The sequence below is a fragment of the Catellatospora vulcania genome, from assembly GCF_009720385.1.
GTDB classification, from domain to species: domain Bacteria; phylum Actinomycetota; class Actinomycetes; order Mycobacteriales; family Micromonosporaceae; genus Catellatospora; species Catellatospora vulcania.
Map to the genome: position 1 here is coordinate 148662 of NZ_WARX01000006.1, position 24002 is coordinate 172663.

Here is a 24002-nt window from a genome sequence, read left to right on the forward strand (position 1 = left end):
CTTCGGTGAAGTTTCGGATTGTGAGCCGATCCGCAGTGGCGGTGACGAAGCCCACCCCGTACCCTCCACTCGCAACCGCATTCTTTTTTCGGCCGGGCGCGACCATACCTTTGTGGCAACCCGGTTCGCGATGCATTTGTGCCATACAAGACTCAGAACCAGGCGAGGTGGGGCGTGACCGACGAGCGCACCGACGAGCGGCACCGCGGCACGCCGGCCTGGGCCGGCACGCCAACGTCGCCCTGGTCGCGCGTGCCCGGACAGCGCCCGCCGTCAGACTCGGCCGAACCCGCCGCGCAGCAGCCCGCCAACGCGCAGGCGCCCCAGCAGCAGGGCCCGCCGCAGCCCGGCCAGTACGGCCCCGGCCAGCACCCGAACGGCCCCCAGCAGTACGGCCAGCCGCAGGCCGGTCAGGGCCCGCCGCCCGGACCGTTCCCGCCGGCCAACGGCCAGCGCCAGCCGCAGCAGGGCCAGGGCAACTGGGACCCCAACGCGCAGCGTGGCGGGCGTCCCGGCCCCATGCCGCCGCAGCCCGGCCCGCAGTACCGCCCGAACGGCCCCGGCCCGCAGCAGGGCCAGGTCTACGGCGGCCCCAACCAGCCGCACCCGCAGCAGGGCCCCGGCCCGCAGGGTCAGTACGGCCCGCCCCAGCAGGGACGCCACCCGCAGCAGGGCCCCGGCCCGCAGGGTCAGCGCCCGCCGCAGCAGGGCCAGGTCTACGGCCAGCACCCGAACGGCCCCCAGTACGGCCAGCCGCAGTACGGCCAGGGCCAGCAGGGCCAGCCGTACGGCAACCCGCAGGGCCAGCCGCAGTACGGCCAGCCGCAGGGCCGCCCCGGCCAGCCGCAGCAGGGCCAGGTCTACGGCCAGCCGGGCCAGCCCGCGCAGGGCAACCCCGGTATGCCCGGCCAGGGCCAGCAGGCTCCGGGCCAGGCGCCCGGCGGCCAGCAGGGCTATGCCCCCGCCCCGGGCCAGCAGGCGCCGAACCAGCAGGCACCCGGCCAGCAGGCTCCCCACCAGCAGGTGCCCGGCCAGCCGGTGCCGCAGCAGGCTCCGCAGGCCGCGGCCGCCGCGCCGACGACGGCCCCGCCCGCCCAGCAGGCCGCGCCGGCCGCCCAGCAGAGCGCCCCGACGTCTCCCGCGCAGTCCGTGGCAGCGCCCGCCGCGCCGGCGACGGCCGCCGCCACGCCTGCCGCCACGGCCGCCGGCGACCAGGCGCAGGCTGCCGCCGCGGCCCGCCGGGGACGCCACGCCAGCGCCGACACCGGCATGATGGCCGCCATCACCGACGACACTCCGGCCCCCGCCGCGTCGGCCGCACCCGCGGCTGCACCGGCCTCCGCCGAGACCGCGGCCAGCGCCGCTCCGGTCTCCTCGGCCCCCGTGTCGGCGACTCCGGTCTCGGTCAACCCGGTCTCGCCGGCCGTGCCGCAGATGCCGGTCGTGGCCACCCCGGACACGGTGCTGCCCGTCGCCGCGAGCGCGGCCGGCGCGGCCACCGCGCTGTCCGCGCCGACGATGCTGCACCCGCTGGTCCGGCCGGGTGGCGCACCCGCACCCGCCGCCGAGCCCGCGCCGACGACCGCGACGGTCACCGGCGACGCGGCGGCAGCCGCTGCCGCGGCGGCCGAGCCGGAGCCGGAGGCCACCCCGGAGTCGGGGCCCGACCCGGAGCAGGTGCTGGCGGCGTACGAGTGGCGCTTCCACCACGAGACCCTGCGCGAGCTGGTCGACAACCCGGACGAGCTGCGCGAGATCCGCGACCGGCTCACCGAGAAGCTCACCCCCGCCACCGACAACCCGACCCGCGCCCGGCTGCTCAGCCTGCGGGCCGTGGTCTCGCGCATCCTCGGCGACCTGACCAAGGCGCTGTCGGACGGCAAGATGGCCCTCGTGCACGCCGAGGCGACCGGCGAGCTGCGCCGCATCGCGCTGGCCAAGGCCCGGCTGGCGCACGTGCTGCAGTGGCGTGGCGACTTCACCGAGGCCGACAAGCTGTTCGCCGAGGCCAACTCCACCGAGCTGCCCGACCGGCTGCGCGCCACCATGCACGAGCACGCCGGAAGGTCCTGCCTGGACCAGGGCCGCTACATGGAGGCGTTCAACCACTTCGAGAAGGCGCTCGAACTGCGCAAGGTCGAGGACCCGGAGCTGATCACGCGCACCGAGATGGCGCTCGACGCCGTCTCCATGAAGATCGCCGAGAACGGCATGGGGCCGTACCCGCGCAGCATGGACGAGATCCTGCAGGTCAGCAAGCCGCCGGTGCCGCGCTTCGACGAGCGCGTGCAGTGCTGGGGCTTCGCCGGGGCCGACGGCCGCACGGTGATCTCCCCCGCGTTCGCCGACGTGCAGCCGTTCCGCGACGGCGCGGCCTGGGTGCGCCGGCCGGAGATGGAGACCTGGGAGCTGATCGACGAGGCGGGCACCCGGCTCATCGACGGCCGGGCCGGCTGGCTCGGCGTGGGCTCGTTCTCCGACGGGCTGGCCTGGGTGTCGCGCGACGGCGCGGGCAACTGGCTCGCCATCGACAAGCAGGGCCGGGTCGTCATCTCCACCGGCTTCGAGGACGTGCGCCCGTTCCGCCGCGGCCTGGCCGCGGTGCGCCGGGGCGGCTGGGGCGCGGTCGACAAGCAGGGCCGGGCCGTGGTGCCGTTCCAGTTCACCGGGTTCGCCACCGCGCTCACCGACGGCCGCTACGTCGACGGCTTCTCCGACGAGGGCCTGGCCATCGTGGACGCGGGCGGCCGCAAGGGCGTGGTGGACCGCACCGGCGCCGTGGTGGTGCCGCCCGTGCACCCCGCGCTGGTCATCCACCCGGTGGCGTTCCTGATCGCGGGCCCGTCCGGCCGCTGGGGCGCGCTGGACCGCAAGGGCCGCCCCTTCATCGACCCGGAGCTGCCCAGCCGCCAGGTCGTGATGGAGGAGCTGGACCGGCTGCTAGCAGACACGAAGCCGGTTCTGTAGAGCAATTACCCCTCTGGTGGGCCGGAAAGCGGTCGGCATAGGGTCTCCGTATGGAGTTTCGGCATTTGGGACGTTCCGGGATGCTCGTCAGCGAGATCTCGTACGGAAACTGGATCACCCACGGCTCGCAGGTCGAGGAGGACGCCGCCGACGCGTGTGTGCGTGCCGCCCTCGACAGCGGGATCACCACCTTCGACACCGCGGACGTGTACGCCGGCACCCGCGCCGAGGCCGTCCTCGGCCGCGCGCTGAAGGGCGAGCGCCGCGAGGGCCTCGAGATCTTCACCAAGGTCTTCTGGCCGACCGGTGCGGGACGCAACGACCGGGGCCTGTCCCGCAAGCACATCATGGAGTCGATCAACGGTTCGCTGCAGCGCCTGCAGACCGACTACGTCGACCTCTACCAGGCGCACCGCTACGACTACGCGACGCCGCTGGAAGAGACGATGGTCGCGTTCGCCGACATCGTGCACTCGGGCAAGGCGCACTACATCGGCGTCTCGGAGTGGAAGGCGTCGGAGATCCGCGCCGCCCACGCGCTGGCCACCGAGCTGAAGATCTCGCTGGTGTCGAGCCAGCCGCAGTACTCGATGCTGTGGCGGGTCATCGAGGCCGAGGTCGTGCCGACCTGCGAGGAGCTGGGCCTCGGCCAGATCGTCTGGTCGCCGATGGCGCAGGGCGTGCTCAGCGGCAAGTACCTGCCGGGCCAGCCGCCGCCGGCCGGTTCGCGGGCCACCGACGAGAAGTCGGGCGCGAACTTCATCGCGCGCTGGCTCGACGAGGACGTGCTGACCCGGGTGCAGCTGCTCAAGCCGCTGGCCGAGCAGGCGGGCCTGACCATGGCCCAGCTGGCGATCGCGTGGGTGCTGCAGAACCCGAACGTCTCGTCGGCGATCGTCGGCGCGACGCGCCCGGAGCAGGTCTACGACAACGTCAAGGCCTCGGGTGTGAAGCTCGACGCCGACCTGATGAAGGCGATCGACGAGATCGTCGAGCCGGTCACGGAGCGGGACCCGGCCAAGACCGAGTCCCCCGCCGCGCGTCCCTGACAGAAGCCGTCAGGGGCCGCCCGCGCGGGCGGCCCCTGACGGTCCGGGGATCAGGCCCCCTGCAGGCTCATCCGGTACTCGTCGCGGTCGCCCTCGACGAGGATCACCTCCACGGCACCGGCGGCGACCAGGTCACGCCAGGTCTGGCCGAGCCACGACTCGGCGTCGGCCTGGTTGCTGAACGTCTCGTTCGGGCCTTCGACGGGCTTGCCCGCCGCATCCTCGTACCGCCAGCTCCACGTCATGACGATCAGCTTATCCGCCACCGCCGGTCCGGCCGAGCAGGCGGCGCATCCGCTGACCCGCCCCGCCGCCGAAGGTCATAAGGTACGGGCATGTCGCATGACGGTTGGCCCCCACACTTCGGGGCACGGGTGCTGGTGCTCGGTGGTATCCGCTCGGGCAAGAGCGAGTACGCCGAATCACTGCTGTCGGGCGCGCGGTCGGTGCGCTACCTCGCCACCGCCCTGGCGGACGGCGGTGACCCGGCGTTCGCCGACCGGGTGGCCGCGCACCGCGAGCGCAGGCCGCAGTCCTGGATCACCGTCGAGACGTACGGTGAGCCGGAAGACCTGGTCACCGCGCTCGGCCAGGCGGCCGCCGACGACATGCTGATCGTCGACGACCTCGGCGGCTGGGTGGTGAACCTGCTGGACCGCGAGGACGCGAACGTGCACGTCACCCGGCTGGCCGCCGCCGTCGCCGGGTGCGTGGCGCGGGTGGTGCTGGTCAGCCCCGAGGTCGGCCTGTCCGTGGTGCCGCCGTCCGAGCTGGGCGTGCGTTTCGCCGACCTGATGGGACTGACCAACCAGGCCGTCGCCGCGGCCTGCGACTCTGTCGCCCTCGTCGTCGCCGGGCAGCCCCTGTGGCTGCGCGGCGCGGACGCCGCCGACGGAGCGGACGCCACGGGCCTGGCCACGACGGCAGTCACCGCCGCGCCGGTCAGCCCGGCGGCAGGCGCGCCCGCTGCGGGTGCGACGGCAGCGGGTGCGGCCGTGGCCGCAGGACCGACCGCCGCGGCCGGTTCGCCGGTCACCGTGCCGCTGCCCGCCACTCCCGCGATCCCCAGCCCCGAGGTGCTCACCCCGGCCGCCGCCGCGCCGAAGCTCTCCACCGCGCTGACCGAGAGCACCCAGGCCCTGCCTATCGTGGCCACCGGCCTGGTCATCGGGCCGAACATGGACCTGCCCATCCCGGACAGCGACGCCCGCGACGCCGCCCGCGACCACCTGCACCTGCTCGACATCCCCGGCTCCGGCCTGGGCCGGCTGGCCGAGATCGTGCTGTTCGCCGCGGGCGCGCAGGGCCGCGCCGTGCCGCTGCCGTGGCAGCAGCCGCGGATGCTGCTGCTGCACGGCGACCACGAGGGCGACCTCGCCGCGGGCCAGACCACGCACGGGGCGGCGCTGATCGCAGCGCAGGCCCGCCGCGGCGAGGGCCCGATCGGTCTGCTGGCCGCCGAGAACGGCGTCAGCCTGCAGATCGTCGACACGGCCGCGGCCGAGGCCGTCGAGCACACCCAGGCCACCGACCCGAACACCGTCGAGGGCCTGCTGCGCTACGGCTGGCAGCTTGCCGACGAGGCCGTCGACAGCGGGGTCGACCTGCTGCTGCTGGGTTCGTGCGGGGCCGGCGCGGAGGCGGCCGCGGCCGCGGTGGTGTCCGCGGTGACCGGCGCTGAGGTGCCCGGCCTGCTGAGCCGGATCGTCAGCGCCGACGGCACCGTGGACGACGCCGCCTGGATGCGGCGCTGTGCCGCGGTGCGCGACGCGCTGCACCGGGTCCGCGGGCGGGTGCTGCCGGCCAAGGAGCTGCTCACCGAGCTGGGCGGGCCGGACCTGGCGGTGGCGGCCGGCGTCATCCTGGGCGCGACGGCGCGGCGTACGCCGGTGCTGCTGGACGGGCCGGTCGGCGTCGCCGCCGGGCTGGTCGCCCGGGACCTGGGCAGCCAGTCGCGGCTGTGGTGCGCGCTGGCCGACAACGGCCGGCACCCGACCACCGTGCTCGCCGCCGACGTGCTCGGCCTGACCGCGCTGACCGACCTGAACACCGGGCTCGGCGAGGGGGCGGGCGCGCTGCTGGCGCTGCCGCTGCTGCGGTCGGCGCTGACCCTGGCCTCGTCGCTGCCCGCGCTGCCGCCGCTGCTCGACGAGCCGCCGGCCCACCTGCAGGAGCCCGAGGACGAGCCGGACGACGCCACCGACCCGGCCGTGTCCCGCGCCGATGACACCTCCGTCGTGGAGTGACGGTCCGCAGCCGCGGACCGGCCGTCTCGACGGCCTGCGGCTGGCGCTGACCACACTGACGGTCGCGCCGGTCGCCGGACCGCGAAGTCTGGACCGTGCCGTCGCCGGCCGGGCCATGACGCTGGCCCCGGCGGTCGGCGCGCTGCTCGGGGCGCTGCTCGGCGGGGTGCTGGCGGCCCTGGCGACGGGACTGCCCGCCCTGGTCGCCGCGACGCTGGCGGTGGGCCTGGCCGCGCTGCTGACGCGCGGGCTGCACCTGGACGGGCTCGCGGACACGGTGGACGCGCTGGGGTCGTACCGCTCGCGCGAGCGCGCCCTGGAGATCATGAAGTCGCCGGAGGTCGGCCCGTTCGGCGTGGTCGCCCTGATCCTGGTGCTGCTGCTGCAGATCGCGGCGCTGGCGTCGCTGTCGGCGCGGCCGCTGCCCGCACTGCTGGCGGCGGTGGCCGCCGCCGTCGCGGGTGGACGGCTGGCGATCACCGAGGCGTGCCGCCGGGGCGTGCCCGCGGCGCGGCCCGGCGGGATGGGCGCCCTGGTCGCGGGCACGGTGCACCCGGCCGCGGTGGCGCTCGCCGCGTTGTTCGTCGCAGCCCTCGCGGTGCCCGCGGTGCCGGACCGGCCCTGGCAGGGCCCGGCCGCCGTGTTCGGCTCGCTGCTCGTCGTGGCCGGTCTGCGCGTCCATCTGGTACGCCGGTTCGGTGGCGTCACCGGCGACGTGCTCGGTTTCCTGTCCGAAACGGGGACCACGGTGATCGCCATCGGACTGATTCTCTTCTGACGCGCGGCCCGCTAGCATTCGCGAATGATCTTCGAATCCGCCACTCCGCTCGCCCGCGCCTGCGACGCGCTGGCGCGCGCCCGCCGCGAGCGCGACATCGAGGCGTTCGAGTCGGCCACGGCGCAGCTGTGGGAGGCCGCCCAGACGGCCCCGGCGGACGAGCTGACCACCGCGCTGACCACCTGCGCCGAACTGCTCGGCGAGCTGGGGCCCGGCTTCGGCGGCGAGTTCGCGGTGCTCTGCGGCGCGCTGATCGAGCTGGGCGCCTCGCCCGAGCCGCTGGTCCCGGTGCTGCGCGACAGGCTCACCGAGGTCGCCGGCCTGTCCGCGGAGTTCGCCGCGGTGTGGGCGCGCGAGTTCCCCGGCGAGGGCACGCCCGAGCCCGACCCGGCGGAGTTCGAGCCCACCCTGGAGCGCCTCGACGCGGCCATCCCGCCCGACCAGGCGGTACGCCTCGCGGAGAGCTGGTTCGGGCTGCAGTCCTGGATGCGCTGCGCCACCACGCTGCTGCAGAACTCGACCACGGCCCGGCAGGCGTTCCATGACGAGCCGGCGCTGCGGGCGGCCGTCGCCGCGCTGGAGCCCGAGCGCGAGGACATGACCTGGCTGTCCATGCTGCTGTCGGTGCTCGACGGGGAGCGGCTGCTGGTGCTGCACCGGGCCACCGGGCGCGGCTGGCGGGTGACGATCGGCGGGATCGGCGACAACTTCCAGCTGCACACCCTGCTGGCCGCGACCCTGTCCGGGCCGGCCGCCGACGGGCTGCTGGAGGGCCTGACGGTCGATCCGGCGTGGGCGGCGGTGGCCCTGGACGCGCCGCAGTCGTCGTTCGGCGGGCACGTGACCGGCTCGTTCAACCTGGCCGACGCGTACGGCGCGTGGATCTGGAACGAGGGGGTGCCCGCCGACATCCCGGCGCTGGACGGGGTACGCGTGGTCGTGCTCGACCCGCCGCCCTACGCGCGGAGCTGGGACAACGTCCGCCGCTACCCGATGATGACCGCGTCGATCACGCTTGACGAGGTGCTTTCCGCCGACGAGGCGGCGACGTGGCTGGGCCGGGTCGGCGAGGCCAAGGGCTTCGGTCAGGCCTGAGCGTCGTACTGCTTGACCAGCTTCTTCGGGGCGGTGCGCCGCCAGGCGTCGACGACCAGCTCGCGCAGCTCGTCCGGGTCGGCCTTGGCGAGCACGACCTCGACCCAGCCGAACCGCCCGACGTACGCGGCGGACGAGTAGACGTCGGGCGCGGCGGCCAGCAGCGCCGCCTGCTCCTCCTTGGTGGCCTTCACCGACATGGTGGGGCTGCCGGGCGCGCCGCCGGCGAACATCTTGTCGCCGACCCGCAGCGTCGGGTGCCCCCACTGCTCGACCATCACCTCGGCCCCGCCCGGCAGCGCCAGCACCCAGTCCCTCACCTGCTCGTACGTGACAGCCATGGCGAACACCCTAGGCCATCAGCCGGGCTCGCCGGACACGTCGACGCCGAGCAGCCCGCGCAGCGCCCGTACGCCCTCGGGGGTCGCGCGCACCGCCCGGCCGGTGCCGATCCGCTCGATCCAGCGGCGCGCCAGCAGCCGGTCGCACAGCACGGCCCCACCGGCCCCGGCGAGGTGGTGGCGGCGCTCGGTCCAGTCCAGACACGGCCGGGCCACCGGGCGGCGGGAGCCGTGCAGCTCGTCGGCGGCGTCCAGGGACTCGGCGAACCAGCGCACCCCGTCGGCGGTGAGGGCGAACCCGGTGTCGCGCTGCAGCAGACCCCGCCCGATCATCGCCTCGGTGAGCCCGACGCCGAGCCGTCCGGCCAGGTGGTCGTAGCAGGTGCGGCCCCGGACCAGCGCCGCCGCGGCGGCCGACGCGCGCAGGGTCGTGGCGGGTGGAGTGGGCCTGCCACCGTACCCGGCGAGGTCCTCCACCAGCTGCGCGGTATGCGCGTCGGCCAGCCGCAGGTAGCGGTGCCTGCCCTGGCGCTCCTGCGCGAGCAGCCCGCCCGTGACCAGCTGGTCGACGTGTTCGCTGGCCGTGGACGGGGCCACCCCGGCCTGGCGGGCCAGCTCGCCGAGCGTCCACGCCCGCCCGTCGAGCAGGGCGAGCAGGAACGTGGCCCGGGTGCTGTCGGCGAAGAGCGCGGCGAGCCGGGCCAGCGGGACACCGGCGGCGTCAGACGGGGCAGGAGCAGGCATGTCCCCAGTCTGCCCCCGCCACACTTCGGCCCCGACCGAACGATGCCCTGGCACACTCCGGCCCGGACCTGACGATCGTGCCGGGCTGCTTCCGGTCCGGACCGAACGACGCCGCCGGGCTACTTCACCGAGGGCTGGACGAACGGCGGCTTGGTCACCGTCATCGAGCTGCGGCGGCCGCGCACGTCGACCTCGACGGTGTCGCCCTCGGTCAGGCCCGCGGCGGTGTCGAGCAGGGCCAGCGCGATGCCGATCTTGCGGGTGGGCGAGAAGGTGCCGCTGGTGATCTCGCCGACGGTCCGGTCGCCGGACAGCACGCTCATATGCGCCCGCGGGATGCCCCGGTCGTTGGCGACCAGGCCCCACAGGGTGCGCCGGGCGCCGGCCGCCTTCTCCGCGGTCAGCACGTCGCGGCCCCAGAACTCGGGCTTGCTCCAGCCGACGGCCCAGCCGGAACGGGCCTGCACCGGGGTGATGTCCAGGGACAGGTCCTGCCCGTGCAGCGGGTAGCCCATCTCGGTGCGCAGCGTGTCGCGCGAGGCCAGGCCGCAGGCGCGGGCGGGCACGCTCGCGCCGAACAGCGCGTCCCACACCGTCGTCGCGTCGCCCGACGGGACGACCAGCTCGTAGCCGTGCTCGCCGGTGTAACCGGTGCGGCACACGGTCAGGGTGACCCCGTTCAGCTCCGCTGTGGCGAAGCTCATGTACTCGTGGTCGGTGGGCAGGCCCAGCTCGGCCAGCAGCTCCGCCGAGCGCGGACCCTGCACCGCCAGCACCGCGAAGTCCGCGTGCTCGTTGGTGACGGTCAGCTCGGCGGGCGCGGCGGCGGTCAGCCGCCGGACGACCTCGGTGGTGTTGGCCGCGTTCGGGATCAGGAAGACGTGGTCGTCGCCGTAGAGGTAGGCGATGATGTCGTCGACCACGCCGCCGGTCGCCTCGTCGCAGCACAGCGTGTACTGCGCTTTACCAGGCTTGATGCGGCCCAGGTCGTTGGTGAGGCAGGCGTTGACGAAGTCCGCCGCGCCCGGCCCCGTGATCCGCGCCTTGCCCAGGTGGCTGACGTCGAACACGCCCACGCCCTCGCGCACCGCGGCGTGCTCCTTGAGCACCCCGCCCCCGGCATACTCCAGCGGCATGTCCCAGCCGCCGAAGGCGGCGAACTTCGCTCCCAGCGCCGTATGACGATCGTGCAGAGGCGATGTGAGCAGGTCGGCAGAGTCTTTTGAACCCATGTCGGTCATGAGCGCAACTTACCCTGACGTTTGGGGTTCGTTAGCATCGGCGCAGCAACCCACGTCCACCAGGAGTACTTTGTGACCACGCCCACCACGGCTCTGCCCACGCTGAGCCTCGCCGACACCGACCCCGCCGACCTCACCGTGGATGCCGTGGTCATCGGCGTACACAGTCAGGAAGGCGCCGAGGGCGCGGCCGGGGAGCTGCTGCTGGCGTCCGGGGCCGAGAGCATCGCCGCCGCGTTCGACGGCAAGCTGACCGCCACCCTGGCCCTGCTGGGCGCCACCGGCGGCGCGGGCGAGGTCACCAAGCTCGCCACGCTCGGCACCATCACCGCCCCGGTGCTGGTCGCCGTAGGCCTGGGCGGCGAGCCCACCGGCCCGGCGCCCGCTCCCGACACCCTGCGGCGCGCCACCGCCGCCGCGGTCCGTGCCCTGGCCGGCGCGAAGAAGGTCGTGCTGGCGCTGCCCCTGTCCGACGACGCCGACGACAGCGGCGCGCTGACCCTGCGCGCGGTCGCGGAGGGCGCGGCGCTGGGCGCATACCGGTTCACCGGCTACAAGGCCAAGCCGTCCACCGGCCGCAAGGACCCGGTCACCGCCGTGTCGGTGCTGGTGCCCGACGCCAAGGAGGCCGGCGCCAACGCCGAGGTCAAGCGGGCCGCCGTGGTCACCACCGCGGTCGCGCGCACCCGCGACTGGGTGAACGCCCCGGCCAACCTGCTGCGCCCGCCGAACTTCGCCGACGAGATCGCCGCCCTGGCCGGCAAGGCCGGCCTCGACGTCGAGGTGCTCGACGAGAAGGCGCTCATCGAGGGCGGCTTCGGCGGCATCCTCGCCGTCGGCATGGGCTCGGCCGCCAAGCCGCGCCTGGTCAAGATCACGTACAAGCCGGCGCAGGCGACCACCACCGTGGCGCTGATCGGCAAGGGCATCACCTTCGACACCGGCGGCGTCTCGATCAAGCCCGCGCAGGGTATGTGGGAGATGAAGTCCGACATGGCCGGTGCGGCCGCCGTGGCCAGCACCATGGCCGCGATCGCCGAGCTCAAGCCCGCCGTGGCGGTGACCGCGTACATCCCGATCGCGGAGAACATGCTGTCCGGCGAGGCGTACCGGCCCGGTGACGTGATCACCATGCGCAGCGGCAAGAAGGTCGAGGTGCTCAACACCGACGCCGAGGGCCGCATGATCCTGGCCGACGCCATCGCGCTGGCCTGCGAGTCCCAGCCCGACTACCTGATCGAGACCTCGACGCTGACCGGCGGCCAGGTCATCGCGCTCGGCAAGAAGATCGCCGGCGTGATGGGCTCGGAGAAGCTGGCCCAGCGCACCAAGGCCGCGGGCGACCTGGTCGGCGAGCCGACCTGGCCGATGCCGCTGCCCGACGAGATCCGCAAGTCGATGGAGTCGGACGTCGCCGACATCCTGCAGGTCAGCGCGGGTATGGAGCGCGCCGGCCACATGCTGCAGGGCGGCGTGTTCCTGCGCGAGTTCGTCACCGAGGGCATCGAGTGGGCGCACATCGACATCGCGGGCCCGTCGTTCCACTCCGGCGAGGCCACCGGCCACTGGAGCAAGGGCGGCACCGGTGTCCCCGTCCGCACCCTCCTGGCCCTGATCGACGACCTCGCCGCCAACGGCTGACCCGCTGCCGCAGGCATCCAAGATCGCTGTTTCGTGTCAAAATCTGCGGTTGAACCTCAGGTTTTGGCACGAAACAGCGATCTTCGCGTTTCAGAGGGCGGGTTACTCCGCGGGGCGGAGTTTCTGGCGGGCGTTGAAGTCGCGCATGCGTTGCGGATAGCCGACCAGTTGGACGTCGTAGACGGGCATGGACAGGCGCTGGGCGAACTGGCGCACCGCCGTGGGGTTGGGCATGCGGCGACGGGTCCACTCACCGTCGTGGGCGATCAGGATGACCGTGGTCCCGGTCACCGTGGTACGCGGCTCGATGAACGCCTCCACGCCGCGGCGGGACTGCACGAACTGCTCAAGATGCGTGACAGCGGCCGGGTCGGCCGGACGGTCGGCCGGGGACCCGCCCCGGCGGCGGAACCAACCCACGCCTGCTCCTCTGTTGAAGGTGTGCCACTCCGGTGCGCATGGTACTGGCAAGAGTAGCCAGACGTGTCCTTCAGCACCTCGGTGCGCGGTCGGACCCCGGCAGTGACAAGATGGCCGAGTGTGGGCTGAGCACACGCCGGCTCACAGTGACGCGAAGTGGCAATGACGCGACCTTGGAGCGATCGTGAGCGAGACCTTTGACGTAGTCATCCTCGGCGGCGGCAGCGGTGGTTACGCCACCGCGCTGCGTGCGGCGCAGTTGGGTCTGTCCGTCGCGCTGATCGAGAAGGACAAGCTGGGCGGCACCTGCCTGCACCGGGGCTGTGTCCCGACCAAGGCGCTGCTGCACGCCGGCGAGGTCGCCGACCAGACGCGCGAGGCGTCGCACATCGGCATCAAGGCCGAGCTGATCGAGATCGACATGGCGGGCGTGAACTCGTACAAGGACGGCGTGGTCGCCGGCCTGTACAAGGGCCTGCAGGGCCTGATCAAGGCCTCGAAGGTCACCTACGTCGAGGGCAAGGGCACGCTCGTCGCGCCGGACGCCGTCGAGGTGGACGGCAAGCGCTACACCGGCCGCAACATCGTGCTGGCCACCGGTTCGTACTCGAAGAGCCTGCCCGGCCTGGAGCTGGACGGCGAGCGGGTCATCGCCAGCGAGCACGCGCTGACCATGGACCGGGTGCCCGCGTCCGCGATCGTGCTGGGCGGCGGCGTCATCGGCGTCGAGTTCGCGAGCGCCTGGAAGTCGCTGGGCGCCGAGGTGACCATCATCGAGGCCCTGCCGCGCCTGGTCGCGGCCGAGGACCCGGACATCTCCAAGCAGCTGGAGCGCACCTTCCGCAAGCGCGGCATCGGCTTCAAGGTCGGCAAGCCGTTCGAGAAGGTCGAGAAGACCGAGAGCGGCGTGAAGGTCACCATCGCCGGCGGCGAGACCCTGGAGGCCGAGCTGCTGCTGGTCGCCGTGGGCCGCGGCCCGGCCACCGCCAACTGCGGCTACGAGGCCCAGGGCGTCACCATGGAGCGCGGCTTCGTGATCACCGACGAGCGCCTGCGCACCAACCTGCCCAACGTGTACGCCGTCGGCGACATCGTGCCCGGCCTGCAGCTGGCGCACCGCGGCTTCGCGCAGGGCATCTTCGTCGCGGAGACCATCGCCGGGCAGAACCCGGCCCCGATCGTCGAGTCGGGCATCCCGCGCGTCACCTACACCGACCCCGAGATCGCGTCGGTCGGCGTCACCGAGGCCCAGGCCAAGGAGAAGTTCGGCGCGGACAACATCGAGACGTACAACTACAACCTCGGCGGCAACGGCAAGAGCAAGATCCTGGGCACCCAGGGCTTCGTCAAGCTGGTCCGCCAGAAGGACGGCCCGGTCGTGGGCATCCACATGATCGGCGCCCGGATGGGCGAGCAGGTCGGCGAGGCCTCGCTGATCGTCAACTGGGAGGCGTTCCCGGCCGAGGTCGCGGCGCTCATCCACGCCCACCCGACGCAGAACGAGGCGCTCGGCGAGGCGCACCTGGCGCTGGCCGGCAAGCCGCTGCACGCGCACAACTGAGCGAATAAGCTCACCTCGTCCTTTTGTAACTGCGGATCAGCACTTAACTGAGGAGTCTGAAGCAATGCCGGTATCGGTAACCATGCCGCGGCTCGGCGAGAGTGTCACCGAGGGCACCGTCACCCGGTGGCTCAAGCAGGAGGGTGACCGGGTCGAGGTCGACGAGCCGCTGCTCGAGGTCTCCACCGACAAGGTCGACACGGAGATCCCGTCGCCGGCTGCCGGCATTCTCAGCAAGATCATCGTCGGCGAGGACGAGACCGCTGAGGTAGGCGCCGAGCTCGCCGTCATCGCGGGCGAGGGCGAGAGCCCGGCCGCGGCCGCTCCGGCCGCCACGCCCGCCGCCGAGGCCCCCGCGGCCGCGGCTCCCGCCGAGGCCGCCCCGGCCGAGGAGGCGGCACCGGCGCCGGCTCCCGCCGAGGCCGCGCCGGCCCAGGCCGCGGCTCCCGCCGGGGACGCCACCCCGGTGAAGATGCCCGCGCTGGGCGAGAGCGTCACCGAGGGCACCGTCACCCGCTGGCTCAAGCAGGTCGGCGACGCGATCGAGGTCGACGAGCCGCTGCTGGAGGTCTCCACGGACAAGGTCGACACGGAGATCCCGTCCCCGGTCGCCGGCACCCTGCTGGAGATCACGGTCCCCGAGGACGAGACCGCCGCCGTCGGCGCGCAGCTCGCGCTGATCGGCGCGGCGGGTGCCGCTCCGGCCGCCCCGGCCCCGGCTCCGGCTGCCCCGGCTCCCGCTGCCCCGGCGACTCCGGCCCCCGCCGCGCCGGCTCCCGCCGCCACTGCTCCCGCTCCGGCGCAGGCTCCGGCCGCTCCCGCTCCGGCGCAGGCCGCAGCTCCGGCGCAGGCCGCGGCCCCGGCGCAGGCCGCAGCCCCGGCCGCCGAGGCGGTCAACGGCTCGGACGGTTACGTCACCCCGCTGGTGCGCAAGCTCGCCGCCGAGCACGGCGTCGACCTGGGCAAGGTCAGCGGCACCGGCGTCGGCGGTCGCATCCGCAAGCAGGACGTGCTGGACGCGGCCGAGAAGGCCAAGGCGCCGGCTGCCGCTCCCGCGGCCGCCGCGCCCGCCGCCGCCCCGGCTCCGGCCGCCAAGGCCGCGCCGAGCCCGCTGCGCGGCCGCACCGAGAAGCTGTCCCGGCTGCGTACCACCATCGCCAAGCGCATGGTCGAGTCGCTGCAGGTGTCGGCGCAGCTCACCACCGTGGTCGAGGTCGACGTCACCAAGATCGCGAAGCTGCGTACGCAGGCCAAGGCCGACTTCCTCGCCAAGAACGGCGTGAAGCTGTCCTTCCTGCCGTTCTTCGCGCTGGCGGCGGTCGAGGCGCTGCGCGTGCACCCGAACGTGAACGCGTCGATGGACCTGGAGGCCGGCACGGTCACCTACCACGACGCCGAGCACCTGGGCATGGCCGTGGACACCGACAAGGGCCTCATCGTCCCGGTGATCCGCAGCGCCGGCGACCTCAACCTGGCGGGCCTGGCCCGCCGGATCGCCGACGTGGCCGAGCGCACCCGCTCCAACAAGATCCTGCCGGACGAGCTGTCGGGCGGCACCTTCACGCTGACCAACACCGGCAGCCGGGGCGCCCTGTTCGACACGCCGATCATCAACCAGCCGCAGGTCGCCATCCTCGGCACCGGCGCGGTCGTCAAGCGGGCCGTGGTCGTCGACGACCCGAGCCTGGGCGAGCTGATCGTGCCGCGGTACATGGTCTACCTGGCCCTGTCCTACGACCACCGCCTGGTCGACGGCTCCGACGCCGCGCGTTTCCTGGGCACCGTCAAGGAGCGCCTGGAGACGGGCGCCTTCGAGGGCGAACTGGGTCTGTGAGCCGAAGCTGACAAGGGTGGCCGGCGCACGCCGGCCACCCTTTCGCTTTGCGCGGGCACGCTGGACGCGGTCGTTACTGTGTCGGGGTGCCTGTCGTCGTCACCCGTGACCTGTCCGTGGAACTCGGTGGCCGCACCGTGCTGGACCGGGTCGGCCTCACCGCCGAGCCCGGGGAGATCGTGGCCGTGCAGGGCGTCAACGGCTGCGGCAAGTCCACCCTGCTGCGCTGCCTGAGCGGCCTGCTGCGGCCCGGCTCCGGCGAGGTCGAGGTGCTCGGCGCGGCCCCGTCCGCCTACCCTGCCTTCTGGCGGGACGTCGGGCTGCTGGCCGAGGAGCCCGCCTGGTATCCCGGCCTGAGCGTGCGCGAACACCTCGCACTGGTCGCGCTGACCCACGGCGCGACCGTTCCGGTGGACCGGACGCTGGACGACTTCGAGCTGGCCGCCCGCGCCGACGTGAGCCCGCTGGCCCTCTCCTCCGGGCAGCGGCAGCGGCTGGCGCTCGCCGCGACGATGGCCCGGCCCAGCCGCCTGCTCCTGCTCGACGAGCCCGAGCAGAAACTCGACGCCGCGTTCCGCGACCGCCTGGCGGCGATGCTGCGGGCGTACGCCGGCACCGGCGGCACGGTCCTGCTGGCCACCCACGACGCGGCCCTGGTCGCCGCCCTGGACGCGACCAGCCTGCACCTGCGCGACGGAAGCCCCGCCCGGCCCGCATGACCGACCACACCGCCTCCCCCGCCGCACCGCCCACCGCAGGCGACATCGCGCGCGCCGCCACGCCGCGGACCGCCCGTGCCACGGCCCGCGCGGCGCGGGCGGCGACCCGCTCCCCCGGCCGGCGGGCCGCCGACACGCACTGGTCGGACCGCTACCTGCCCGTCGCGGGTGTCGGCGTCGGCGGCGCGCTGCTGCTCGGCCCGTTCCAGGGCCTGCTCGGCGACCTGTCCCGGCCGGTCCCGCCCGCCCCGCCGGTGACCGCCCTGGTGGGTCTCGCGCTCGCGGTGGCGGCTCTGGCCGGGCTGGTCCGGATCGCCTCGGTCGCAGGTCCGGTGCTGCTCACCCCCGCCGATGCCCGCTGGCTGCTGCTGTCGCCGCTGGACCGGCGTGCCGTGCTCACGCCCGCGGTGCTGCGCGCCGCCGTGGTGGCGGTGGTCGCCGGTGCGCTGCTCGGCGGCGTGACGCTGTCGCTGCTGGGCGTACCCGATCACGGCGCGCTGCGGCTGGCCGCCGCAATCGGGTGCGGTGTCTCGTCCGCGCTGACCGGCGTGGGACTGGCCGCACTGGCACAGCGGTCGGAGCGGGCCGGGCCGCCGCTGCGCCGCATCACGGGCGGCGTGGCGCTGCTCGCGCTGCTCACCGGCGCGATCGTCGCCGCGGCCGGTGCGGCGGTAGGCCCGCTACCGGCCGTCCCGCTGCCCGCGGCGCTGGGCGCGGCCGGTGCGGGTGTGCTCTGCGCCCTGGTGGTCGCTGTGGCGGTGGGGCGGAGCCTCGCGACCTTCCCCGCCCGGCCGGTGCTGGACGCCGCGACCCGGCTCAGCGCCGCGGGCGACGCGGTCGTCGCACTGGAGCCGTCGTTCCTGTCCCGCGTGGCCGAGAACGCGTACTGGCGCGAGCGCCGGCCGCCGTCGCGCCCGTGGCCCGCCTGGCCGGGCCCGCTGGTGCTGGCCTGGCTGGACTGGCGCGGGCTGCGCCGCCGCCCGGCCCGGTTCGCCGGGCTCGCCCTCAGCACGCTGGTGCCCGTCCTGCTGGCGACGGTGTGGCCGGACCGCCCGCTGCTGTTCACCGCGGCGGTGTTCGGGCTCGGCCTGGCGGCGGCGAGCGCCGGTGCGGGCGGCGTACGCCGGGAGACCGACAGCCCTGCCCTGCACCGCCTGTTCGGCGTCGCCGCCCTGCCCGCCGACGCGGCCCGGCTGGTGCTGCCCGCGCTGCTGGCCGCGGGCTGGCTCACCGCCGCGCTGGGCCTGCTGGAGCTGGCCGGGGCGCTGCCCGGTGACGGCTGGGCGTGGCTGGGCCCGGCCGCGTGCGGCGTGCCCGCCGTCGCCGCGCTGCGGATGGCCCGGCGCGGTCACATCGACCACGCGTCCGTTCCCGTGGTGATGCCGATGGTCGGTTCGCGGATCCCGCTCGGCTGGCTGACCTGGAGCCTGTCCGGGCTCGACGTGGCAGTGCCGGGCCTGCTTCCGCTGCTGCTGGCCCTGGCCTGCGCAACAGCCGCGCCCGGACCGGCGGTGGCCGCGCAGGCAGCGCTGTCGGCACTCGTACTCGCCGGGTACCTGTGGCGGCGGCACAGGCAGGTCTGAAGCCGCGCCCGCGATCCGAGGACGTGCCCGACCCTCCCGTCGGCGGGTTCGCGTCACCGCGGCCGGACCCGGGCGGTGACCGAGGGCTGCGCGATCGCCGTCGCGCAGGGCAGAATGCGCCGGTGCCGAGAAGATCGAATGTGATGCCGGGCGCGGCCTGCGGGGCGTGCGGGCAGCCGCTGGTGTCCGAGCGCGACGCCCTGCCGTGGTGCGAGTCGTGCGAGTGGAACCTCGACGCTTTCGACCGGCGCAGCCGCGCACCGGGTTGGCGCTGGATCGACCGGCTCACCTTCGGCTGGGCGCTGCGCAGGTCGACACGCGACTTCGCGCTCTGGGCGCGTGCGGGCGTGCATCGCCCGCGCCGTACGACCTGGCTGGCATTGCAGGCGGTGTCGGCCGTCCTGCTGGCGGGCTGGGCGCTGCTGCTGTTCACCGGCATCCGGCTGGTGCTGACCGAGGTCGACGGTTGGCTGATGATCGGCGTGCTGTGCCTGGTGCTGGCGTACGGGCTGCGCCCACGCTTCGGCCACCTCGACGACGAGCTGCCGGTGGCCACCCGCGAGCGTCTCCCGGCGCTGCACGAGCTGGTCGACCGGGTCTCCGCGGCGGTGGGCACCGCGCCGCCGGACGTCATCGCGCTGACCTACGACATGAACGCGGGCACGGCCGAGATCGGCCTGTTCCGCCGTCGCCGGGTGATGCTGCTCGGCCTGCCGCTGTGGGCGGTACTGCCGGCGCAGCAGCGGGTGGCGCTGCTCGGCCACGAGATGGGCCACTTCGTCAACGGCGACCAGCGGCGGGCGTACCTGGTGGCCCCGGCGATGACGCTGGTGGCCCGGCTGATCGAGGTGCTGCGGCCGTCGTACGCGTCGATGGCCCTGGCCGGTCCCGGCGGCCTGATCATCCGGGCGTGCACCGGCGCGACCAGCTGGCTGGTGTCGCTGCTGGAGTTCGCCATGCACGTCGCCGCGGCCCGCGGCGGGCACCAGGCGGAGTACCTCGCCGACCGGATCGCCGCCCGGGTGGCGGGCGACACGGCGGCGCAGGATCTGGCTGACGGCATGGTGGTGCTGAGCGAGGTGCTCGAGCCGCTGGGCCGGTCGGCCCGGATGGGCGCCGGACCGGCGGTGTGGCTGTCGAGCGCCGAGCACGTGCGGGAGCAGGCCGCCCCGCGACGCAACCGGCTGCGCCAGCTGTCGGTGCGCGAGGAGGCCTCCCTGTTCGCCTCGCACCCGCCGAGCGGTCTGCGGGCGCGGATGCTGGAATCGCACCGGGCCGACCCGCCCCGGGCCGCGCTGGTCGAGCTGACCGCGGAGCAGAACGCCCGCATCGACGCGGAGCTGGCGAGCCGCTTCGAGGAATTGCGCCAGGCGGTGTCGGCGCGCTGAGCTCGCGCCGTGATCGGGCATGATTGTCGTATGCGGATCGTCGTGGCCGGAGCCTCGGGCTTCCTGGGCCAACCCCTGGTGTCCACCCTGCGCTCCTCGGGTCACGAGGTCGTCCAGCTGGTACGCCGTCCCGCGGCGGACGCCTCGGAGCGGCAGTGGGACCCCGCCGAGCCGATCCGGTTGCCCGACGGCACCGACGCGGTGGTGAACCTGTGCGGGGTCGGCGTGAGCGACCGCCGGTGGACGGAGGAGTACCAGGCGCTGATCCTGTCCAGCCGGGTGGTGCCGACCGCGACGCTGTCCCGCGCGGTCGCCGCGCAGCGCATCCCGATCCTGGTCAACGCCTCCGGGGTGGGTTACTACGGCGACACCGGTGACCGCGAGGTGACCGAGCTGTCCCCGGCCGGCGACGACTTCCTGGCCGGGATCTCCCGGCACTGGGAGCAGGCGACCTCGCCCGCCGCGGCCGCGGGGGCGCGGGTGTCGCTGCTGCGCACCGGCTACCCGCTGCACCGCGACGGCGGCTTCCTCAAGGCGCAGCTGGTGCCGTTCAAGATGGGCATCGGCGGCCGGCTGGGCAACGGGCGGCAGTGGGTGCCGTGGATCTCGCTGTTCGACTGGCTGGCCGCGACGCAGTTCATCCTGGACAGCGACCAGGTCGAGGGTCCGGTGAACATGGTCGGCCCGGCTCCGGTCACCAATGCCCAGTTCACCAAGGCCTTCGGCGCGGAGCTGCACCGTCCCACGGTGATGCCGATCCCCAAGGCCGCCCTCAAGATCCTCTACGGCGAGTTCGGCAACGAGGCGTACCGCAGCCTGCGCGTCATGCCCGGCGCCCTGACCGCGGCCGGCTTCCCCTTCCGCCACCGCACCGTCACCCAGGCCCTCCACGCCGCCCTCACCGACCCCATCCCCGCCTAGCGGGCCCCGTTTTCAATCGACGTTGGCCTATCCGATCGAGTTCGATCTACAAATTCTCGATCAGATAGGCCAACGTCTATGGTGGGCGGTGTCGGGGCGGCCTTCGGCGGGGCCTTCAGATCGTCAGCACTGGCCGTCGGCTATGACGTAGTAGTTGGGGGCGGTCTGCTTCAGGGTGTGGGTGTAGAAGGTGTTGTAGAGACCCATGTTCTGGTTCGAGCCGTTGGCGTACGTGTACCCGAGCGACTGGTACGCGCGTCCCGCCGCCACCTGGGCGTAGTTGCTGGCCGTGAAGCAGGCCGCGGTCGCGGCCGTGGTGGCCGGGACGGAGCCCGACTGTGCGCCCTCGACGCCGGACGAGTTCACCGCGCTGACCGTGTAGCTGTAGGTCGTGGACGCGGCCAGGCCGGTGTTGGTGTACGACGTGGCCGTGACCGGTGACGCGGTGACCTTCACCCCGCCGCGGTACACGTGGTAGCCGGTCGCGCCGGAGACCACCGACCAGGACAGCGACACGCTGCTCTCGGTGACCGCCGTGACGGTCAGCCCCGTCGGCGCGGCGGGGCCGGGCGGCGGGGTCGCCGACGTGGTCGCCGACACCGCACCGGACGCGGCCCCCTCGCCGGCCGCGTTGACCGCGCGGACGGTGTAGCTGTACGTCGTCGACGCGCTCAGCCCGCCGTCGGTGTAGGACGTGCCGGTGACCGGCGACGCCGTCACCCTGGTCCCGCCGCGGTAGACGTTATAGCCGGTCGCGCCGGAGACCGCGGCCCAGGACAGGCTGACGCTGACGTTGGTGACCCCGGTGACGGCCAGGCCGGTGGGCGCGCCCGGCGGCGTGGTGGCGGTGTCGTCCAGGCCGAAGTACACCGCATCGCGGTAGGCCGAGCAGATGGTGTCCAGGAAGTACGACGTCGCGGTGCCGCACTGGTCGACGCCGCTGCCCGGGTCGACCGGGGTGCCGTGGCCCATACCCGCGACCTTGTACAGCCGCACGTCGCTGCCGTACGTCTCCAGCGTCGTGCCGCCGGGCAGGCCGGTCGTGCCGGTGGGGGTCTGCGTGGCGCCGCGTACGTCGGTCCACTGGGCCACCAGTTCGGTGCCGTTGGCGGGCACCACGGTGGTGTCGGACTGGCCGTGCCAGATCGCCACCTTCGGCCACGGGCCGCCGTAGCCGGGGTAGGCGTTGCGGACCAGGTCGCCCCACTGCTGCGGGGTCTTGCTCTGGGCCGCGCCCTGGCAGACGGTGCCGCAGTTGTACGGCAGTCCCGCCACGACCGAGCCGGCCTTGAACACGTCCGGGTAGGTCGCCAGCATCACCGCGCTCATCGCGCCGCCCGCGGACAGGCCGGAGACGTAGACACGGTGGGCGTCCGCGCCCAGGTTCGCGACCGCGTGCGAGACCATCTGCCGCACCGACAGCGCTTCGCCCTGCCCGCGCGCGATGTCCGCGGCCTGGAACCAGTTGAAGCAGCTCAGCGAGTTGTTCGCGGACTTCTGCTCGGCCACGATCAGGCTGAAGCCCCACAGGTCGGCGTATTTGCGCCAGCCGGAGTTGGTGAAGTAGCCGGTGCCGTTCTGGGTGCAGCCGTGCAGCAGCACCACGACCGGCCGCCCGGCGGGCAGGCTGTCCGGGCGGTAGCTGTACATGGTGAGGTTGCCGGGGTTGCTGCCGAACGAGCTGACCTGGGTCAGCGTCGCGGCCTGGGCCGGGGCGGCGGCGACGGCCACCCCGGCGAGTCCGGTCAGGACGGCGAGCGCCGCGCGGAGCAGCCGCGGGGCGGAGGGTCTGGGCATGGCGGGCTCCTTGATAGTGATCCGTGTCACTCCCCTGTGGAGCCGCACGCTACGGTCTGCGGCAACACTCCCGACATGTCCACGAAACACACATTGCCGCGCCCCGCTATGGCGTCACTGTGGACCGGCCCGCCCGCAGGATCGCCGAACTCCAGATCAGGCGACCGCCAGACCCGGGACGCGGTCGCGCGCCTGGTCGCGTCGCCACGCTGTCGGCAGCGCCGCCAGTGTCGCGATGAGATCCGAGGTCGCCTCGGGCGAGCCGGCTGCCTCGACCATGCACAGCTGGCGGCGTACCCCCGTGGTCTCGGCGCTGTGCGCCAGCGCGGCCGCGACCTCTTGTGGCGGGCCGACGGGCTGGATACGCAGCAGGTGTTCGACGTGGGCGGCCAGATCGCGGCCCGGTGGCGCGCCGCCGGCCGGGACGGCTGCGCGGATGCCGGCCAGCCAGCGGGGCAGGTTCGCGCGCAGTTCGCGCTCGCCGACGACCCGGCTCGCGCAGGGGTACGCCAACCGCACGCGCGCGTGATCCGCACCGCCCGGATCGTGCCCGTGGGCCGAGGCCGCCTGGGCCCAGCGGTCGACGAGCGCGGCGGCTTCGGGGTCGTCGGCATGCACGCCGAGCAGCAGCGGCAGGCCGTGCCGTCCCGCCAGTTCGGCGGTCTCGCCGGAGGTGACCGCGACCCGCACCGGCACCCTTGTCGCGGGCCGGGGCACCACGGCCAGCGGCCCGAAGCGGTGGAACTCCCCGTTCGCGACCACCTCGGCCGTCCCGGACAGCCAGCGCAGCAGCAGGTCCAAGGACTCGGCGAAACCCCGGCGGTAGTGGTCGAGGCCGCGGCCGAGCACCTCGATCTCCTGCCACGGACCGCCCCGGGCCACCCCGAGCTGGAAGCGGTCCCCGGCGAGCGCGTGCAGCATGGCCGCCTCCTCGCCGAGCGCGACGGGGTGGCGGGAGCCGAGCACGGCGGCGGCCGTGCCGACGGTGATGCGCCGGGTCCCGGCCAGGATGTGCCCGGCGAGCACGGTCGCCGACGGGCACTGCCCGTACGCGACGAAGTGGTGTTCGGCCAGCCAGACTCCGCGCATACCGGCCCGCTCGGCCTCGCGCGCGTGGGCCACCGCCACGGCTGGGCCGAAGGCGCTGGTCAGGAAGATGTCCACAGAACCTCATTTATGGATCGCATCCGCCCAGTTGACAGGCGGTAGGGCGTTAAGAAGGGCACCTTCTACAACGCGGAGCGTTAAGAAGGTGCCCTTCCTTTGTTCTCAGCAGTCGCGGAGTTCCGGGGACTGGTTGCGGAGTTGGGCTACCGGGGAGATGAACTCCTGGTAGGTCTGGCCGCCGACGGCGCCGAGGGCGAAGGCGGCGACGCGGTGGCAGTTCTGGAAGGCGAGCTTGATGCCGAAGTGGCGCTCCAGGCCACCGCGGATCGCGTCGCTGGCCAGGGCGCGCAGCAGCTCGCCGCGCTCGGCCTCGCTGGGCGGCGGGGTGCCGTGCTCGCCGAACTCCGCGCCGGGCTCGTCGGCCAGCCGCTCGGCGGCGGCGCTGACCACGGTCCAGGCGTACGGCAGCGACTGGCGTACGCAGTCGACGAACTCGGCGTCGTCGACCTGCCCGGCCTCGGCCCGCTCCAGCAGCGCCACGGGGACGTCCAGGGACATGGTGTTCTCCTT

20 protein-coding genes are annotated in these 24002 nt (G+C 73.9%); 12 read left to right on the forward strand and 8 right to left on the reverse strand.

All coding sequences use genetic code 11. The features are described 5' to 3' along the window. Positions 1-174: 174 nt before the first annotated feature. Positions 175-2967 carry a WG repeat-containing protein gene (locus F6W97_RS40930; protein WP_230687007.1) on the forward strand — a complete coding sequence of 931 codons (2793 nt, stop codon included), beginning with the start codon at positions 175-177 and terminating at the stop codon, positions 2965-2967. 50 nt (positions 2968-3017) lie between these two features. Continuing rightward, a complete protein-coding gene (locus F6W97_RS26540; protein WP_155373238.1) occupies positions 3018-4016 on the forward strand; it encodes an aldo/keto reductase family protein in 999 nt (332 codons plus the stop codon). Between the two features lie 50 nt (positions 4017-4066). Here the strand turns inward: F6W97_RS26540 and F6W97_RS26545 are convergent, their stop codons facing one another. Next, positions 4067-4261: a hypothetical protein gene (locus tag F6W97_RS26545; protein WP_120316212.1), complete on the reverse strand. Its 195-nt coding sequence runs from the start codon at positions 4259-4261 to the stop codon at positions 4067-4069. A 90-nt stretch (positions 4262-4351) separates the two neighbouring features. On the opposite strand from F6W97_RS26545, the gene F6W97_RS26550 reads away from it, so the two are divergent. From F6W97_RS26550 to F6W97_RS26560, 3 genes are read left to right on the forward strand one after another with little or no spacing between them, the layout of a single operon-like run. Then, complete coding sequence (locus F6W97_RS26550; protein ID WP_155373239.1) at positions 4352-6262, forward strand: bifunctional adenosylcobinamide kinase/adenosylcobinamide-phosphate guanylyltransferase; 1911 nt, start codon at positions 4352-4354, stop codon at positions 6260-6262. Next, a complete protein-coding gene (gene cobS, locus F6W97_RS26555) occupies positions 6240-7040 on the forward strand; it encodes an adenosylcobinamide-GDP ribazoletransferase (RefSeq protein WP_155373240.1) in 801 nt (266 codons plus the stop codon). Before F6W97_RS26550 ends, cobS begins: the two co-directional genes overlap by 23 nt. 24 nt (positions 7041-7064) lie before the next feature. Then, entirely contained in the window at positions 7065-8135 is a 1071-nt protein-coding gene (locus tag F6W97_RS26560; RefSeq protein WP_155373241.1) for a hypothetical protein, read from the forward strand. Here the strand turns inward: F6W97_RS26560 and F6W97_RS26565 are convergent. The 3 genes from F6W97_RS26565 to gcvT all read right to left on the reverse strand — a co-directional run bounded on the left by F6W97_RS26565 (position 8126) and on the right by gcvT (position 10461). After that, the gene (locus F6W97_RS26565) at positions 8126-8476 is read right to left on the reverse strand and encodes an MmcQ/YjbR family DNA-binding protein (protein ID WP_155373242.1); all 351 of its coding nucleotides are present in this window, start codon (positions 8474-8476) and stop codon (positions 8126-8128) included. The genes F6W97_RS26560 and F6W97_RS26565 overlap by 10 nt on opposite strands. An 18-nt stretch (positions 8477-8494) precedes the next feature. Next, the gene (locus tag F6W97_RS26570) at positions 8495-9220 is read right to left on the reverse strand and encodes an ArsR/SmtB family transcription factor (protein ID WP_155373243.1); all 726 of its coding nucleotides are present in this window, start codon (positions 9218-9220) and stop codon (positions 8495-8497) included. Positions 9221-9339: 119 nt separating this feature from the next. Beyond that, positions 9340-10461, reverse strand: a complete 1122-nt coding sequence (gene gcvT, locus F6W97_RS26575) for a glycine cleavage system aminomethyltransferase GcvT (protein ID WP_155373244.1) — start codon at positions 10459-10461, stop codon at positions 9340-9342. A gap of 72 nt (positions 10462-10533) precedes the next feature. Between gcvT and F6W97_RS26580 the strand changes: the two genes are divergently transcribed. Continuing rightward, a complete protein-coding gene (locus F6W97_RS26580; RefSeq protein WP_155373245.1) occupies positions 10534-12102 on the forward strand; it encodes a leucyl aminopeptidase in 1569 nt (522 codons plus the stop codon). Between the two features lie 102 nt (positions 12103-12204). Here F6W97_RS26580 and F6W97_RS26585 read toward each other — a convergent pair whose 3' ends face one another. Continuing rightward, positions 12205-12522: a hypothetical protein gene (locus tag F6W97_RS26585; protein ID WP_155373246.1), complete on the reverse strand. Its 318-nt coding sequence runs from the start codon at positions 12520-12522 to the stop codon at positions 12205-12207. Between the two features lie 184 nt (positions 12523-12706). Here F6W97_RS26585 and lpdA point away from each other — a divergent pair, with 184 nt between their 5' ends. The 6 genes from lpdA (at position 12707) to F6W97_RS26615 (ending at position 20528) form a co-directional block, all read left to right on the forward strand. Continuing rightward, positions 12707-14083 carry a dihydrolipoyl dehydrogenase gene (gene lpdA, locus F6W97_RS26590; protein WP_155373247.1) on the forward strand — a complete coding sequence of 459 codons (1377 nt, stop codon included), beginning with the start codon at positions 12707-12709 and terminating at the stop codon, positions 14081-14083. A 64-nt stretch (positions 14084-14147) separates the two neighbouring features. After that, positions 14148-15917 (forward strand): 2-oxoglutarate dehydrogenase, E2 component, dihydrolipoamide succinyltransferase, encoded by a 1770-nt coding sequence (sucB, locus tag F6W97_RS26595; protein ID WP_155373248.1) that lies wholly within the window; start codon positions 14148-14150, stop codon positions 15915-15917. 86 nt (positions 15918-16003) lie between these two features. Beyond that, a complete protein-coding gene (locus F6W97_RS26600) occupies positions 16004-16636 on the forward strand; it encodes an ABC transporter ATP-binding protein (protein WP_230687008.1) in 633 nt (210 codons plus the stop codon). After that, complete coding sequence (locus F6W97_RS26605; protein ID WP_155373250.1) at positions 16633-18219, forward strand: DUF6297 family protein; 1587 nt, start codon at positions 16633-16635, stop codon at positions 18217-18219. Before F6W97_RS26600 ends, F6W97_RS26605 begins: the two co-directional genes overlap by 4 nt. 122 nt (positions 18220-18341) lie before the next feature. Next, positions 18342-19607 (forward strand): M48 family metallopeptidase, encoded by a 1266-nt coding sequence (locus F6W97_RS26610; protein WP_155373251.1) that lies wholly within the window; start codon positions 18342-18344, stop codon positions 19605-19607. 30 nt (positions 19608-19637) lie between these two features. After that, entirely contained in the window at positions 19638-20528 is an 891-nt protein-coding gene (locus F6W97_RS26615) for a TIGR01777 family oxidoreductase (RefSeq protein WP_155373252.1), read from the forward strand. A gap of 123 nt (positions 20529-20651) precedes the next feature. On the opposite strand, the gene F6W97_RS40935 is transcribed toward F6W97_RS26615, so the two are convergent. From F6W97_RS40935 to F6W97_RS26635, 3 genes are all read right to left on the reverse strand, one after another. Further along, complete coding sequence (locus F6W97_RS40935; RefSeq protein WP_230687009.1) at positions 20652-22325, reverse strand: extracellular catalytic domain type 1 short-chain-length polyhydroxyalkanoate depolymerase; 1674 nt, start codon at positions 22323-22325, stop codon at positions 20652-20654. A gap of 156 nt (positions 22326-22481) precedes the next feature. Continuing rightward, complete coding sequence (locus tag F6W97_RS26630; RefSeq protein ID WP_155373253.1) at positions 22482-23489, reverse strand: LLM class flavin-dependent oxidoreductase; 1008 nt, start codon at positions 23487-23489, stop codon at positions 22482-22484. Positions 23490-23594: 105 nt separating this feature from the next. After that, on the reverse strand, positions 23595-23990 hold the full coding sequence (locus F6W97_RS26635; protein WP_155373254.1) for an SCO5389 family protein: 396 nt from the start codon (positions 23988-23990) through the stop codon (positions 23595-23597). Between the last annotated feature and the right edge of the window lie 12 nt (positions 23991-24002).